The sequence below is a fragment of the Halomonas sp. HMF6819 genome (assembly GCF_044335525.1).
Classification (GTDB): domain Bacteria; phylum Pseudomonadota; class Gammaproteobacteria; order Pseudomonadales; family Halomonadaceae; genus Vreelandella.
The window spans coordinates 394,252-408,585 of the sequence record NZ_JBIQVY010000003.1 but is presented as its reverse complement, the minus strand read 5'-3'; the positions used below and the strand labels follow the sequence as shown (position 1 = coordinate 408,585).

Here is a 14,334-nt window from a genome sequence, read left to right as displayed (position 1 = left end):
CGGTTAACCCTCTGCCGCGCGGCCCTTCTGCGGGAAGAGTCCCCGCGGGCGCTTTTGAATGAACAGGATGATGAACACCAGCACGATGATCTTGGCCAGCACTGCCCCCGCCCAGGGCTCAAGGATCTGGTTGATCACGCCAAGCGAAAGCCCCGCCACCAGCGTGCCCCACAGATTCCCTACGCCGCCAAACACCACCACCATGAAAGAATCGATGATGTAGTTCTGGCCCAGATTCGGCCCGACGTTGGTGAGCTGGGAAAGCGCCACGCCGGCAAGCCCGGCAACGCCAGAGCCCAGCGCGAAGGTCATGATATCGACCCTGGTCGCGCGAATACCCATGGAACGCGCCATGGCGCGGTTTTGCGTCACCGCGCGCACCTCGAGGCCCAAACGCGTACGGCGCATGATCAGCATCAGAGCGACAAAGACCAGCAGCGCAAAACCCATCACGAACAAGCGATTGAGCGTCAGCGATAGCGCATCGTTGATGACCAGCGACCCACTCATCCACTCCGGCGTGATCACCGTACGGTTGAGCGGCGATATCACCGTGCGCACCAGCTGCTGCAGGATCAGGCTGATACCGAAAGTGGCAAGCAACGTTTCAAGTGGGCGGCCCTTGAGAAACTGGATCACGCTGCGCTCGATGGCGATACCGGCAAGCGCGGCCACCAGAAAGCCGGCGGGAATCGAGAGCATCAGCGCAAGCCCGGGCTGGCCGGGCAAGAGCTGCTGCATCATCCAAGTGGTGTAGGCGCCGAGCATCATTAGCTCGCCGTGGGCCATGTTGATCACCCCCATCACGCCAAAGGTAATGGCCAGGCCAATGGCGGAGAGCACCAGCACCGAGCCAAGGCTCAGGCCGAAGTAGAGCGTCTCGACGCCGCGGTTGATCTTCAAGTTCTGCTCGACGCTTGCAAGTGCGGCGCGGGCGGCGTCCGCCACCGCCGGGTTCTCGGCATTGGTGGCGCGGTTCAGCGCCACGCGGGCGCGCGGGTGCAGGCTTCCGGCCAGCGCCTCGACGCCTGCCATCTCACCGTTTTCGGTTTGATAAATTGCGACCGCCTGAATCAGGCGCCGGCGCACGTAGTCGTCCTCGGCGTCCTCGATCAGCGGTGTCAGGGTGTCAAAGAGCTCATCGTCCACTTCGCCCAGCAGGCGGTCGGCGGAGGTCCGCCGGCGCTCGACGTTGGGCGAGTAGAGATCCACCACGGCGATGGCGCTTCGGAGCTGATTGCGCAGCGCGTTGTTGATCCCGATGCGGTCGAGCTCGCGGCGCGACATCTCACCCAGCGGCTCGCCGCTGAGCGCATCTTCGACGGGCCAGCTGCGCCCGGTATTGTTCAGCACGATGACGAAGCTGCCGTCACCCGCGCGCTGCAAACGGCCGTCGAGCAGCGCCTGCAGCCAGCCCCGGGCACGCTCGTCATCGCTTTGCAAAATCGCGGTGATCGCCTCGCCCTTGTCGCGGTACGAGTCGACGTTCAGGGTTTCGAGCAGCGAATAGCCGGGGTCACTGTCTTGTGCGCTGGTTTGTGCCGCGGCACTTGGCAAAAAGCCGGCCAGCAGACACAGCAGCGCCCAGAAAAGGAAGCGCCTCATGGGTTGTTCCTTTAAGTGTAAGTTGGAGGTGGCGTGCCCCGGGCCGCGGCTGCGGCCCGGGTGAAGGGAGCGTTACTCGGCCAGCGCCGCTTCGGCTTCTTCCGCGGCGGTGCTGCCACCGCAGGAGCCGTTGACGACGTTGAAGTTGCCGCACTCCATGGGCTTGCGCCAGTCAGCGATCAGATCGCGGGAGCCGGGCAGATAGTCGGACCAGGCGTCGCCGGCAACCGTCGACGGCGTTTGCCAGACGATGTCGAACTGACCGTTGTCCTGGATCTCGCCGATCAGCACCGGCTTGGTGATGTGGTGGTTGGGCATCATGGCCGCATAGCCGCCGGACAGGTTCGGCACGGTGACACCGATGATGGCGTCCTTCACCGCGTCGACATCCACCGTGCCCGCCTTGCGCACCGCTTCCGCCCACATGTTGAAGCCAATGTAGTGGGCTTCCATCGGGTCGTTGGTCACCGACATCTCATCGCCGGTATGATCGATCCAGGCATCGATGAAGTCGTAATTCTCGTCGGTGTCCACGCTCATGAAGTAGTTCCAGGCCGCCAGGTGGCCAACCAGCGGGCCCGTATCGATCCCGGAAAGCTCCTGCTCGCCTACCGAGAAGGCGATGACCGGAATGTCGGCGGCGTCGATGCCCTGGTTGGCAAGCTCACGGTAGAACGGCACGTTGGCGTCGCCGTTGATGGTCGAGACGACCGCAGTGGGCTTGCCCTCTTCGCCGAAGCGGCGAATTTCCGAGACGATGTTCTGCCAGTCCGAATGGCCGAAGGGCGTGTAGTTGACCATGATGTCCTCTTCCGCCACGCCGTGCTCGTCCTGCAGGTAGGCTTCCAGAATGCGGTTGGTGGTGCGCGGATAGACGTAGTCGGTGCCGACCAGGGCGAAGCGCTCGATGCCGACTTCGTTGATCAGATAATCGACGGCGGGAATCGCCTGCTGGTTGGGCGCCGCGCCGGTGTAGAAGACGTTCTCCGAGGACTCCTCGCCTTCGTACTGCACCGGGTAGAACAGCAGGCCGTTGAGCTCCTCGACCACCGGCAGCACCGCCTTGCGCGAAACGGAGGTCCAGTTACCGAAGATGACGTCGACCTCTTCCTGAGCCAGCAGCTCTCGGGCGCGCTCGGCGAACAGCGGCCAGTTGGAAGCCGGATCGACGACCACGGCTTCCAGGTCGCGACCAAGCAACCCACCCGCTTCGTTCTGCTGCTCGATGAGCATTTCGACGGTGTCTTTCAGCGTCGACTCGCTGATCGCCATGGTGCCGGAGAGCGAGTGCAGGATACCGACCTTGATCGGGTCGTCGCTTTCCTGGGCAACGGCTTGGGTACCGGCGCCCAGAACGGCGGCGGCCACGGCGGTGATCATGAAACGGCGAGAGAGAGAATGCGTTGGTTGGGCCACTTGAGTCTCCTTGCGCCCCCTACAGAGGGCTCGTTATTTGAGCGCAGAACCTTCGGGCAAACGCCCAAAGGTATCGCTCATAACGTTTGCAAGGCATGCGCCAAACTAAAGCTTTCCACCATTAAACAAGCAATATCATATGCTTAAAAACAATGAGGAACGCTTAATCAAACCCTTGCGCACCAGACTGGCGCGCGCAACTCCCCGCCAAGCACGTTTTCGATGCACCAAAATAACCGTCCGCACCAAAACGATTCTTTTCAGCGGTGCCTTTTCGAACGTAAAGCAGGCACCGTTGAAGCGAGTCGGTTACTCTTTCCCATCGCGGTTAAACTCCACGACGTGCGTCGCCGCTGGCGCGTCTTCGAACTGATCGACCCATAGATCGACTTGGGTGGGCATGGAGGAGAGCACGATGCGCCGCCCTTCAGGGTGCGCCGACGCCAGTTGGCGATTCCGACTTTCGCCGGGCGTCAGCCAGCTCGGCCCCCGCTCATAGGCGTACACCCGGCCGGTTACTTCCTCATCGCTGGTGACTCTCCAGCGAGTGCGATCCTGGGGCGAGCCCGTTACTACTAACTCCGCCCTACCCTCTGGCAAGGGCCTGATGTCCGCCTCGATTTCATCATGGCGCACGTGAGCCACCCCTTCGTCATCCGGAACGAGCGTCAGGTGCTGGCGGGTGGCCGGTCGCCACTCAATGTGCGCCGTCGCCGTCTCGATACGACCGAGCAGCTCTCGGGTGTCCGTCAGGGAGAGCGCTTGGACAGCAAATGACGAAATGACGCCGTCGGCAGTATCGGTGACCGTCATCGGCATGAGGATGGTCTGCACGTCGACCGGCTCGCCGGAAGCATCCTTCAATTCAAGTTCGGTGACTTTCAGATGTCCGATAGCGTCGGGCGTCTGCACTGACTGGCGCAGCTCTAACAAAAGATAGTTCTCCCCGACATCTAGCGAGCTTGTTGCGTCGAAAACGACCGCTTCGCTGGCCGGCTTTGCGCCCCGACCGTCACGTAGCCCGGCCTCCCACGAACCAAAATATAGCATGCTGGTATAGTAGGGATTCGCCATCTCCTCCTGTGCCTCCAGCGGAACGAAGGCCGTTGTTCGAAAAAGCGATTCGGCCGACGTATCGACCGAGGGCGAAAGCGCTGTATGCGTGGTCACTACCTGGTTCTGAATCCAACCCGTTGTTCGATCGAGCTTGACCAGCCCCGCCAGAGAAGTGCCCGCCTCCTCGGCGACGATATCGATATAGGCATACTCCGGTGTCACGTCGAGCACCTCGAACCGCGCGTTTTCCAGCCCGGCAAATGGAGCGGTCGTGCTCCACCCCGGTTCGAGCTCCAGCGCCACCGGCAGCACCGGAACGGCCTGCTGGTCGAGCAGCGGCTCACCAAGCTCGCTCGGCATGTCGGAAGCACCAGCAGCGTCTGATGGGGGCGCTTGAAGACCGCCGACGGCCGCACCATCGCGATCGAGCGTGATGTCAAAGCCCTGTTCGAGCCAGACACGGGCGCCCGCCCACTCACCGCCGGTTGCAGTGTCGACTCGTTCACCGTTTCCTAGGGTCACCAACCAAAGCGGCTTAACCCGAAGCAAAAACGCGTCGCTCTCTGGCCCATGCATCGGGCTTTCAATACGAAACCGCGCCGCCTGTGCAATGACGCTCACCTCGCTCTCCAGAGGCTCTTCGCCCTCGACGCTCGTCGTACTGGCCAGGCCTATCTGGTACGCCCGAGAGTCTGCATTGGAGGGTGCCAACACTGTGGGCGCGGCGTTAGCGGACAGCGCTATTGTGGATAGCGCCAACAGGACATAAAGCGGCAGTTTCACGGTAGCTCCCAAAAGCGATAAGGATCAAACGTCAAATATTAACGATTACCCCTTGGAGGCGCCATTGCCGTGGGCTTTCATCAAACCAAACCGGGAATCAAAAAAGGCGCCCCGAAGGGCGCCAGCAGAAAGGAACGGTCCTGGCCGGGAACGGGAGCAATCAGCGCTTGCACATCCCGCTTTACAGCCTCGAGCAACTGGATCAATCGCTCTCCGGAGTGCCCTTTTCGATAGGCTTTTGCATGCGCCTACGCAGCAGCGGGCCCAGCAGATACGGAAGGATCAGCCCTACCCCGGCGAAGACCCACAGGCCGATTGCCAGGCCGCTGTCCCACAGGATCATCCAGTCGCCGTCGGAAATTTCCATGGCGTGGCGCAGATTCTTCTCCATTTCCGGGCCCAGCAGCAGCCCCAGAATCACCGGCACCAGCGGTATCTCCAGCTTGCGCAGAATGTAGCCGCCCACGCCGAAGGCCACCATGAAGTAGAGGTCAAACGTCGTGTTGCTGATCGAGTAGATCCCCACGAACGCCACCATTGTCACCACCGGCAGCAGGTACATCGGCGGAATCGACAAAAGCTTCACGAAAATGCCCACCAGCGGGATGTTGAGCAACAGCAGCAGGAAGTTACCGATCAACAGCGCCGCAATCACGCCCCAGACGATATCGGCGTTCTGGGTGAACATGAGCGGGCCGGGGGTGATGTTCAGCGAAATCAGCAGTGCCAGCAGTACCGCGGTCGTGCCACTACCGGGCACGCCAAGGGTCAGCATGGGCACTAACGCGCCGCTCGAGGCGCCGTTGTTACCTGCCTCCGGGGCGGCTACGCCGCGCGGGTCGCCCTGGCCGAAATGGCCCTTCTTGCCGACCACCTTCTTTTCGAGGGTATAACTGATGAAGCTACCCAGGGACGCGCCGGCCCCCGGCAATACGCCAGCGATAAAGCCCAGCACGCCACCGCGCAGGCTGGTGGGGAGGATATCGCGAATCTCACGCCAGCTCAGCGCAAGCTTGTTGACCTTCATGTTCTCCTTGCCACCGCCGGCGCGCTCCTCGATGAAGAACAAAAGCTCGGAAATGGCGAACAGGCCGACGATGGCGATGATGAAGTCGACGCCCTCGAAAAGCTCGAGCACACCGAAGGTATAGCGCTGCACCCCGGTGTTATCGATGCCCACCGTGGCGATCATCAAGCCCAGACATGCCGCGACCACCGTTTTGACCGGGTTCTTGCCGGTGATGCCGCCCAGGGTGGCAAACGCCAGCATGAACAGCGCAAAGTACTCCGCCGGGCCAAACGTCAGCGCAAATTTGGCCAGCAGCGGCGCCAGCAAAATCAGGCCCACGGTTGCGACCAGGCTGCCGATGAAGGAAGCAATGGCGGAGATCGCTAGCGCCTCGGCGGCCTTGCCCTTCTGGGCCATGGGGTAGCCGTCCAGGCAGGTCATCATGGCCGGCTCGTCGCCGGGAATGTTGAGCAGGATCGACGAGATACGCCCGCCGTACATCGCCCCGGCGTAAACCGAGGTCAGCATGATCAGCGCGGTTTCCGGCGCCAGCCCCAAACTGAAGGCCAACGGAATCAGAATGGCCACGCCGTTGGCCGGGCCCAGCCCCGGAAGCGCCCCGATCAAGGTACCCAAAAAGGCCCCCATCAAGGCGAACATCAGGTTATGGGGCTGAAGCGCTACCCCGAACCCGTCCATCAAAAAACCAAGGGTTTCCATCAGTTCACCTCCAGAAAGGAGAGCAGCCCCAGCGGCAGGGCGAGATCCAGCCCGTAGCTGAACAGGAAGTAGACGATCACCCCGGCCACGGCCCCGGTCACGTAAGCCTTCACGGGCGGTGCGCCCATGCGCCAGCAAAGCGTGCCTACGGCCAGCGTAGTGCTGATGATGAAGCCCAACGGCTGCAGCAGCATCGCGTAAAGAATCAGCACCACCACGGCGACGATCAACTCGACGCCGGTGCGACTCCAGGGCCAGGCGTTATCCGGGTCGGGGCGCACGATCAGGTAGAGGCTGGAGATGGCCAGTACCACGGCCAAAAGCTTGGGGAAGGTATCCGGCCCCACCGCCTCGCCGCCACCAAACGGTACGGGAAACTGCGAGGCGGCCCAGCCGTACGCGACGGCCAGGACGATCAACAGGACCCCAAAGATGCGGTCGTTAAATGTCATTACTGAATCAGCCCGATATCTTGAGAGATCTGCTCGATTTCATCGATCTGATTGAGCACGAACGCCTCGAACTCGCCGGCGGTCATGTGAAACGGCATCAGGCCGTTTTGCGACATGACGTTTTGCCACTCTTCGCTCTCATAGATCGTATCCATGGCGTCGGTCCAGTAAGCCAGGGCGTCGTCAGAGATATCGGCGGGCATGTAAAAGCCGCGCCAGTTGGGGCCGAGCGCATCGATGCCCTGCTCACGGGCGGTGGGAATATCGGCGAAATCACCGGGCAGGCGCTCTTCCGAGAGCACCGCCAGCACGCGCAGATCGCCGGACTCCATGAAGCCCTGGGCTTCGGTGATGTCGCCGGTGAAAGCATCCACGTGGCCGCCGATGACCTGAGTCAGCGCTTCGCCGCCATTGTTGTAGGACAAATAGGCGATGCGCGGTAGATTTTCGACCTCGGCGGCCTGGGCGGCGATCAGCACCTTGAGATGATCCCAGCCGCCCCGGGCGCTGCCGCCGGCGAATTTGACGCTGCGCGGATCGTCCTTCAGCGCGTCCATCAGGTCGTTGAGATCCTGGTATTCAGAGTCCGCGGAGACCGCAATGATGCCGTAATCGGCGCCCAATGCGCCGACCCAGTTGACCATATCCGCGGAAAGCCCGGGAAACTGCCCCTGGGCCAGGCGCGTGGTGGTCGCGGTCGAGGCGGCGACCAGCAGCTGGTCGTCGCCGGCGCGCTTGCTTACGACGTGGGCAAAGGCCACGCCGCCGCCGGCACCGGCCATGTTGATGGTCTGCACGTTGGCCGGCACCAGGTCGAGCTCCTGCATCACGTTACCGACGCTTCGACAGGTGAAGTCCCAGCCGCCGCCCGGATCCGACGGCGCGATGCACTCGACCTTACCGGTGGGGTCGAAGGCGGCGGCGGTAGTGGCGAATGAAGCGGCGGCCAGCGGCAGAGCCAGCAGCGTGACGTACTTGAATGAGGACGTGAGGGTCATGGCGCTCTCCTGAAGGTGATCTATTGTTGTGGTGCTTATTAAAGCGGTGCTTGGTAAGTCGTGCGCTGCACTTGTTGTGATGATGCACCGCGCTGATCGTGCAACGGCGAGACGTTAGAAGAGGATAGGACCTGGCAACAAGCTTCTGGACATAATGCACAAAAAGAGCATTGTGGGCATTTTGTTCATTGTGTTCACGAGCCCAGGCGTCGAAGGCGGGAACGGCGGAAAGGATTACAGCGTTTCGAGATACTCGGTGCTGGTGCGCTGTAAGCGGTAGCGGCGTTCGGGCCTACCTACATCACCATAGCCCAATTCCGCCTCGACCACGTGCACCGAGACTAGATACTCCAGGTAGCGCCGCGCGGTGGAGCGGCTGGCCCCCATGGCCTTGGCTACCTGAGCAGCGGCCAGCGGATGGTCGGCGTGCTGCAGCGCCTCGACGATCGCGCGAAGCGTTAGGCGGTCGATGCCCTTGGGCAGGCTGCGACCGGCGACCGGCGGGGCGGGTGGCTGCACTCGCGCCAGCATGCGATCGAGCTCGGCCTGGCTCATCTGTTGGCGACAGGCGAGCTGGGCCCGCTCGCGCTGAAAGCGCGCCAGCATCTGCTGCATGCGCTGTGCCTCGACGGGCTTGATGAGGTAGTCGAACACGCCGCCGCGCAGCGCCTCGCTGATGGTCTCTACCTCGCGGGCGGCGGTGACCATGACGATCTCGACGTGGACATAGTCGCGGCGCAGCGCCCAGAGAAGCTCGAGCCCCTGAACGTCCGGCAGATAGGCATCCAGCAGCACCAAGTGAACGCTTTCGCCGTGGCGCGCCATCTGCTCGCGGGCCTCGGCGCCGCTTCGCGCCTGGCCGACCACCTTGAAGCCGTCGTTTTGTTCGATGAACGCGCGGTGAATATCGGCGATGCGAAAATCGTCCTCCACCACCAGGATACCGTACTCGTGTGCCGCCATAGCGCTTCCAGGGTCGATGTCGTTATAGGTATTCGTTGTTATGGGTATCGTCGTTATTACTATGGTCGTTAGTGATAGTGTCGTCATGCGCCGAGCTGGCTTAGCAGTCTACCACGGGCTAATCAGGCCCGGTCTGCACGCACAGCGAACGGTTCAGCACGGCGATGAAGCAGGCCCCGCCCAGCTCGCTCTCCTCGAGTGTGACGTCTCCCCCGTACTGCCGGCAAAGCCGCGCGATCAGGGCCAGGCCCAGCCCCTGGTGCTGGCCGGTCTTGGTCGAAAAGCCCTCGCTGAAAATCGACTCGACGTGCTCGGCGGACACGCCCGGGCCGTTGTCGTCCACTTCGATGACGAGCTGCTCGCCCAGATCGGTAAAGAACAGCCGCACCGTCGGTGAATCCGCGCGGGGGCCGTGAAGCGTGGCAAAGAAGGCGTTGTCGAGCAGGTTGCCCACCACGGTCATCATCACCTCCTGGCCGCTTGGCGTCAGCGGCTGCGACAGCGAGCTCTGCTCGTCGATCTCGAGCGCTACGCCAAGCTCGCGCGCCCGAGTCAGCTTGCCAAGCAAGGTGCCGCTTAGCACCGTGTCCGCCACGTGGCTCATCAAAAAGCTCATCTGCTTCTGGGCGCGTTCGCTCTCCTGATGAATCAGCTTGAGCGCCTCCTCGACGCGCCCAAGCTGCAAGAGACCGGAAATGGTGTAGAGCTTGTTGGAGAACTCATGGGCCTGGGCGCGCAGCATGTCGACATCGCGACTCGCCTGGGTCAGCGCCTCGGAAAGATCGACGATCTCGCGTCGGCTGCGAAAGGTCGCCACCGCCCCTTCGATCTCGCCCTCATCGATGATCGGCACGCGATTGACCACCACAGGATGATCGCCCAGCCACATCTGCTGGTCGAACTCCTGTTCGCCGCGCTTGAGCACCTCCAGAAGCCGGGAGTTGGGCACCACCTCGCGAATCGGCTGACCGAGCAGCGCCTGGTCGTCGGGCAGCTCCATCAGCCGACGCGCCTGCTGGTTCACCAGCGTAATGTGGCCTTCGCGGTTGACCGCCAGAATGCCTTCGTGGATGGACTGCAAAATGGCCTCTTTCTCCAGCGCGAGCCGGGCGATTTCGTAGGGCTCGAGCCCGAGAATCACCTTCTTCAAGTGCTGGGAGAGCACGTACGCGCCGGCAAAGCCGAGCAGGATCATCAGGCCCACCAGCATCCAGCCAAGGCTTGTGTAGCGCGCCGCATCCATCTCCACCCGGTCGACCAGAAAGCCGACCGAGACCAGCCCGATGATGTTGCCCGCCTCATCCCGAATCGGCGCCTTGCCGCGCATCGCCGTGCCGAGCGTGCCGGTCGCCTCGGAGACGTAGGACTGCCCGTCCCGCAGCGCCTGGTCGTTGTCGCCGCCGACCATCCGCTGGCCCAGGCGCTCCGGCACGGGGTGGGAGTAGCGAATCGATTGGGCGTTGCCCACCACCACGTAGCGGGCGCCGGTTTCCAGTCGCACCCGCTCGGCCAAAGGCTGGATGATGCGCGCCGGGTCGTCGGTGTCAAAAGCGGCGACGATGCTCGGCATGCCCGCCACGGTTTTCGCCACCGCCAGCGCCCGCTCGCCCATCTGGGCGGTGACGATATCGGCCTTGCGGTGATTCAGATACGTGCCCTGGGCCAGCAGCATACCGGCCAGCAACAGCCCCACCAGCAGCATGACCTGCAGGCGAAAGCTGCGTTTGTACCAGCGGCGCCGGGAACGGGGCCGCTGGCCGGGTTTCAAATCGGCAAGCGAAGGCCGGGACAACGACATGAGGGAACTCAGCGGGCGCAAAGGCGTCATTATGGCACGCAGGCCAAAGCCACGGTAATCTATGGCGCTTTTGCGCGACCGGGCGTGGTTCGCTTTCGTGAATTTTGGAAAAGAAGGTAACGTGCTTACTTTATTGAGAAGCAGTGTACTGGTGTGCTGGCCGCTGTTTGCAGGGGCGACGATGGCCAACCCGTTCTACGCCCCGCCCCCGCCGGACGACGGTTCACCGAACTTCACCGGCGATGCCGAGCTCGGCTTCACCCATCTTTCGGGCAATACCGACAGCCAAACGCTGATCGGCAAGACCCGCCTGACCTGGCTGACCGGCAACTTGACCCACTCTCTGCGCGGCGAGGTGCGAAACGTCACCAAGGATGGGGAAACCAGCGCCGAGCAGTATCTGCTGGCCGGGCGCGAGCGCTTTGATTTCAACGGCCCGCACTATCTGTTCGGCTTCGCCCGTTGGGAAAAGGACCGCTTCGCCGGCTACGACCAGCAGCTCTCGGTGATCGGCGGCTACGGGCGCCAACTGCTCGCAGGCGATAGACAGTCGCTGTCGCTCGAGGCGGGTCCGGGCTATCGCAACGACCGGCTGCGCGAGTACGACGACCAGCAGCTGGCCGTCGCCTACACTGCGCTTGCGTACCGTTTTGGGTTCGCCGAGGGCACTGATTTCGAGCAGGAGATGTCCGTCGAGTACACGTCGGAAAACACCACCTCGCGCTCCTTCACCGCCCTGACCGCTCGGGTGACGCCGCGGATCTCGATGCGCTTGTCCCACGAGATCAAGCACAACTCACAGCCGCCGCCGGATACCATCGAGCGCACCGACAACACCACCAGCGCCTCGCTCCTGTACCGCTGGTAAGCCTTGTTTTTAAGAATTTTTCTCAAACCCTGCGCATCAGCCCTTACTGACCGCGGTGCGCCCAGGCCGTCATGCGCTTTTCCAGCACCGCGAACAGCTCGTACATCACCATGGCCATGGCGCTGATCACGATCAAGCCCGCAAACACCAGCCCCATGCGCATCTGCGAGCCGGCGCTCATCATCAGATAGCCGATGCCCTGGTTCGACGCCACGGTTTCCGACACCACGGTGCCCACGAATGCCAAAGTGATCGCCACCTTCAGCGAGGCGAAAAAGTAGGGCAGCGAGCGCGGCATGCCGACCTTGAGCAGCACGTCGATGCGCCGCGCGCCGAGCACGCGCAGCACGTCCTCCATCTCAGGCTCGAGCGTCGCAAGCCCTGTCGCCACGTTGACCACGATGGGGAAAAAGCAGATCAAAAAGGCGGTCAGGATCGCCGGGATCGAGCCGATGCCGAACCAGACCACCAGGATGGGCACGAAGGCGACCTTGGGAATGGCGTTGAAGCCGACAAGCAGCGGGTAGCAGGCGTTATACAAAAAACGTGACGAGCCAATGATGAAGCCTAGCACCAGCCCCACCGCCACACCGAGGCCAAAGCCGATCAGCGTGGTCCAGAAGGTTTGCCAGGAGTGGCGCCCGATGGGCCCGGCGTAGTCGACGAGCGCGTTGGCGGTGTCGAGAGCGCTTGGGAAGATGAAGCTCGGCACATCGAAAAGCCGCACCGCGGCCTCCCATACCAGCACCAGCACCGCCACGGCGATCCAGGGCGCCAGGCGCTCGGTGGTTTTACCCGGTCGTTTCATAAGGAACCTTTTAACTTGCACGCACGTCGCCGATCCGGCTTCGCAATGCGTGCACCAGATCGATAAAGGGCTTTTCATAGGTGGAGTCGATCGAGCGCGGGCGCGGCAGCTCAATGGCGCGCTGCTCGATCACCCGGCCTGGGCGGCGGCTCATGACGTAGACGGTGTCCGCCAAAAACGCGGCCTCGCGCAGGTCGTGGGTGACCAGCACCACGGTAAAGCGCTGCGCCTCCCACAGATCGCGCAGCACACACCAAAGCTCCTCCCGGGTGAAGGCATCGAGTGCGCCGAAGGGTTCGTCGAGCATCAAAAGTTTCGGCCGATGGATCAGCGCCCGGCAGATCGAGGCGCGCTGCTGCATGCCGCCGGAAAGCTGCCAGGGGTATTTATCCTCGTAGCCTTTAAGCCCAACGGTTTCCAGAAGCGCCCGCGCCCAGCCGACGAACTCCTCGCGCCGGCGGCGAAATTGATGGCGGTAGGGTTTGACGATCTCCAGCGGCAGCAACACATTATCGAGCGTGGTGCGCCAGGGCAGCAGATTGGCGTTTTGAAACGCCATGCCGGTGATCTTGAGCGGGCCGGTCACGGGGTCTCCGTCCACGCTCACCGCGCCGTTGCTCGGCGCGTGAAGCCCGGTGCAGAGCTTCATGAAAGTCGATTTACCGCAGCCCGATGGCCCCACGAAGGCGACGAACTCGCCCTCAAAAATGTCCAGGTCGATCTGCTCGATGGCGTTCTCCACGCCGTCATAGGAGAGGCTGACATCGTCAAAGCGCACGAACGCTTGGCGCATTACTCGGCCTCCGAAAACAGCGCCCGAGCTTCGACAGAGGGAAGATACCGTGAGGTAAATACCTGTTCCGGCGTGGGAACGGTGGGCAAATCGTAACTCTCGGCGACCAGCTCGATGGCCTGGCCAAGGCGCTCATCGTCGACGTCGCCCACGCCGTTGGCGCGCGTGTAGGGCGTGTCGATGACGCTCTCGATGGCAAGCTCCAAACGCCTTGTTTCGACGGCGGCATCGATCAAACCATCGCGCGCGCTGACGTACTCAACCGCGGCTTCGGGGTCGTCCAGCGTCTCCGCCAGCGCCCGGTTGAAGGCGCGCAAAAAGCCCTCGACGGCGTCGGGGTGCTCTTCGGCAAAGGCGTCGCTTGCGATGATGACGTTACCGTAGATCGGCACGCCGAACTCGGGAAACGCCATGATCGTGAGCTCCTCTTCGCTCATGCCGCGCTCTTCCAGATTCAGAAGGCTGGTGAAGTAAAAGCCCGTAATGGCATCGACGTCGCCGCGCATCAGCAGCGTTTCGCGAAGCGTTGGGTCGACGTTTTGCCACGTCACCGCGTCGGGGGCGAGGTCATTGGCCGCGGCAAAGGCGTCCCAGGCGCGATAGCCCGTATCGAAGGTCGGCGCGGCGATGGTTTTACCGACCAAATCCGCCGGGGTTTCGATGCCACGGTCCTTACGCGCAAAGACCGCCGCGGGCGTGCCGTCGTAGAGTACGTAGACCCCATGAATACCGGGGCCCTCCGGGTTTTCAGCCAAAAACTCGATCACCGCGTTCAAATCGCCAAAACCCATTTCGTAGGCGCCGGAGGCCACCCGATTGACCGCCCCGGCCGAGCCGCTACCGGAATCGATCTGCACGTCCAAGCCCTCTTCGGCGAAATAGCCCTTCTCTTGCGCCATCAAAAACGGCGCCGACGGCCCCTCGAAACGCCAATCCAGCTGAAAACGAACTGGCGTATCGGCCAGTGCTAGCGCGGGCAACCCCGCAAGCGTCAATGCGCAGGCCCGGCCCAGCCAAACCGCTTTCCCTGCCCCAAAGGGGTTAATGCGATGAGTCATCGAGAGC

General features: G+C 62.6%; 12 protein-coding genes. 1 reads left to right on the top strand and 11 read right to left on the bottom strand.

The features are described 5' to 3' along the window. Nucleotides 1–3: 3 nt before the first annotated feature. From urtB to ACGLWX_RS11925, 8 genes are all read right to left on the bottom strand, one after another. Nucleotides 4–1,605, bottom strand: a complete 1,602-nt coding sequence (urtB, locus tag ACGLWX_RS11960; RefSeq protein ID WP_396239951.1) for an urea ABC transporter permease subunit UrtB — start codon at nt 1,603–1,605, stop codon at nt 4–6. Between the two features lie 72 nt (nt 1,606–1,677). Next, nucleotides 1,678–2,985: an urea ABC transporter substrate-binding protein gene (gene urtA, locus ACGLWX_RS11955; protein WP_396240057.1), complete on the bottom strand. Its 1,308-nt coding sequence runs from the start codon at nt 2,983–2,985 to the stop codon at nt 1,678–1,680. A gap of 345 nt (nt 2,986–3,330) precedes the next feature. Then, nucleotides 3,331–4,860, bottom strand: a complete 1,530-nt coding sequence (locus tag ACGLWX_RS11950; protein ID WP_396239949.1) for a hypothetical protein — start codon at nt 4,858–4,860, stop codon at nt 3,331–3,333. A 202-nt stretch (nt 4,861–5,062) separates the two neighbouring features. Next, nucleotides 5,063–6,589: a tripartite tricarboxylate transporter permease gene (locus tag ACGLWX_RS11945; RefSeq protein WP_252108229.1), complete on the bottom strand. Its 1,527-nt coding sequence runs from the start codon at nt 6,587–6,589 to the stop codon at nt 5,063–5,065. Beyond that, a complete protein-coding gene (locus ACGLWX_RS11940; protein ID WP_252108228.1) occupies nt 6,589–7,041 on the bottom strand; it encodes a tripartite tricarboxylate transporter TctB family protein in 453 nt (150 codons plus the stop codon). The genes ACGLWX_RS11945 and ACGLWX_RS11940 overlap by 1 nt, the downstream gene beginning before the upstream one ends. After that, nucleotides 7,041–8,039 carry a tripartite tricarboxylate transporter substrate binding protein gene (locus tag ACGLWX_RS11935; RefSeq protein ID WP_252108227.1) on the bottom strand — a complete coding sequence of 333 codons (999 nt, stop codon included), beginning with the start codon at nt 8,037–8,039 and terminating at the stop codon, nt 7,041–7,043. Before ACGLWX_RS11935 ends, ACGLWX_RS11940 begins: the two co-directional genes overlap by 1 nt. Before the next feature lie 234 nt (nt 8,040–8,273). After that, complete coding sequence (locus tag ACGLWX_RS11930) at nt 8,274–9,002, bottom strand: response regulator (RefSeq protein ID WP_396239947.1); 729 nt, start codon at nt 9,000–9,002, stop codon at nt 8,274–8,276. A gap of 118 nt (nt 9,003–9,120) precedes the next feature. Further along, nucleotides 9,121–10,800 (bottom strand): ATP-binding protein, encoded by a 1,680-nt coding sequence (locus ACGLWX_RS11925; protein WP_396239945.1) that lies wholly within the window; start codon nt 10,798–10,800, stop codon nt 9,121–9,123. A gap of 181 nt (nt 10,801–10,981) precedes the next feature. Here ACGLWX_RS11925 and ACGLWX_RS11920 point away from each other — a divergent pair, with 181 nt between their 5' ends. Then, on the top strand, nt 10,982–11,668 hold the full coding sequence (locus tag ACGLWX_RS11920) for a YdiY family protein (protein WP_396240055.1): 687 nt from the start codon (nt 10,982–10,984) through the stop codon (nt 11,666–11,668). A gap of 43 nt (nt 11,669–11,711) precedes the next feature. Here the strand turns inward: ACGLWX_RS11920 and ACGLWX_RS11915 are convergent, their stop codons facing one another. The 3 genes from ACGLWX_RS11915 to ACGLWX_RS11905 are packed head-to-tail and all read right to left on the bottom strand — an operon-like array spanning nt 11,712 to nt 14,327. After that, the gene (locus ACGLWX_RS11915) at nt 11,712–12,476 is read right to left on the bottom strand and encodes an ABC transporter permease (protein WP_252108224.1); all 765 of its coding nucleotides are present in this window, start codon (nt 12,474–12,476) and stop codon (nt 11,712–11,714) included. A 10-nt stretch (nt 12,477–12,486) separates the two neighbouring features. Then, entirely contained in the window at nt 12,487–13,269 is a 783-nt protein-coding gene (locus tag ACGLWX_RS11910; RefSeq protein WP_396239943.1) for an ABC transporter ATP-binding protein, read from the bottom strand. Then, entirely contained in the window at nt 13,269–14,327 is a 1,059-nt protein-coding gene (locus ACGLWX_RS11905; RefSeq protein WP_252108222.1) for an ABC transporter substrate-binding protein, read from the bottom strand. Before ACGLWX_RS11905 ends, ACGLWX_RS11910 begins: the two co-directional genes overlap by 1 nt. Nucleotides 14,328–14,334: the final 7 nt, after the last annotated feature.

Coding starts and splice junctions, on each gene's coding strand:
- urtB (WP_396239951.1), bottom strand. CDS start 1,605: ATGAGGCGCTTCCTTTTCTGGGCGCTGCTGTGTCTGCTGGCCGGCTTT.
- urtA (WP_396240057.1), bottom strand. CDS start 2,985: ATGATCACCGCCGTGGCCGCCGCCGTTCTGGGCGCCGGTACCCAAGCC.
- ACGLWX_RS11945 (WP_252108229.1), bottom strand. CDS start 6,589: ATGGAAACCCTTGGTTTTTTGATGGACGGGTTCGGGGTAGCGCTTCAG.
- ACGLWX_RS11940 (WP_252108228.1), bottom strand. CDS start 7,041: ATGACATTTAACGACCGCATCTTTGGGGTCCTGTTGATCGTCCTGGCC.
- ACGLWX_RS11935 (WP_252108227.1), bottom strand. CDS start 8,039: ATGACCCTCACGTCCTCATTCAAGTACGTCACGCTGCTGGCTCTGCCG.
- ACGLWX_RS11930 (WP_396239947.1), bottom strand. CDS start 9,002: ATGGCGGCACACGAGTACGGTATCCTGGTGGTGGAGGACGATTTTCGC.
- ACGLWX_RS11925 (WP_396239945.1), bottom strand. CDS start 10,800: ATGTCGTTGTCCCGGCCTTCGCTTGCCGATTTGAAACCCGGCCAGCGG.
- ACGLWX_RS11920 (WP_396240055.1), top strand. CDS start 10,982: ATGGCCAACCCGTTCTACGCCCCGCCCCCGCCGGACGACGGTTCACCG.
- ACGLWX_RS11915 (WP_252108224.1), bottom strand. CDS start 12,476: ATGAAACGACCGGGTAAAACCACCGAGCGCCTGGCGCCCTGGATCGCC.
- ACGLWX_RS11910 (WP_396239943.1), bottom strand. CDS start 13,269: ATGCGCCAAGCGTTCGTGCGCTTTGACGATGTCAGCCTCTCCTATGAC.
- ACGLWX_RS11905 (WP_252108222.1), bottom strand. CDS start 14,327: ATGACTCATCGCATTAACCCCTTTGGGGCAGGGAAAGCGGTTTGGCTG.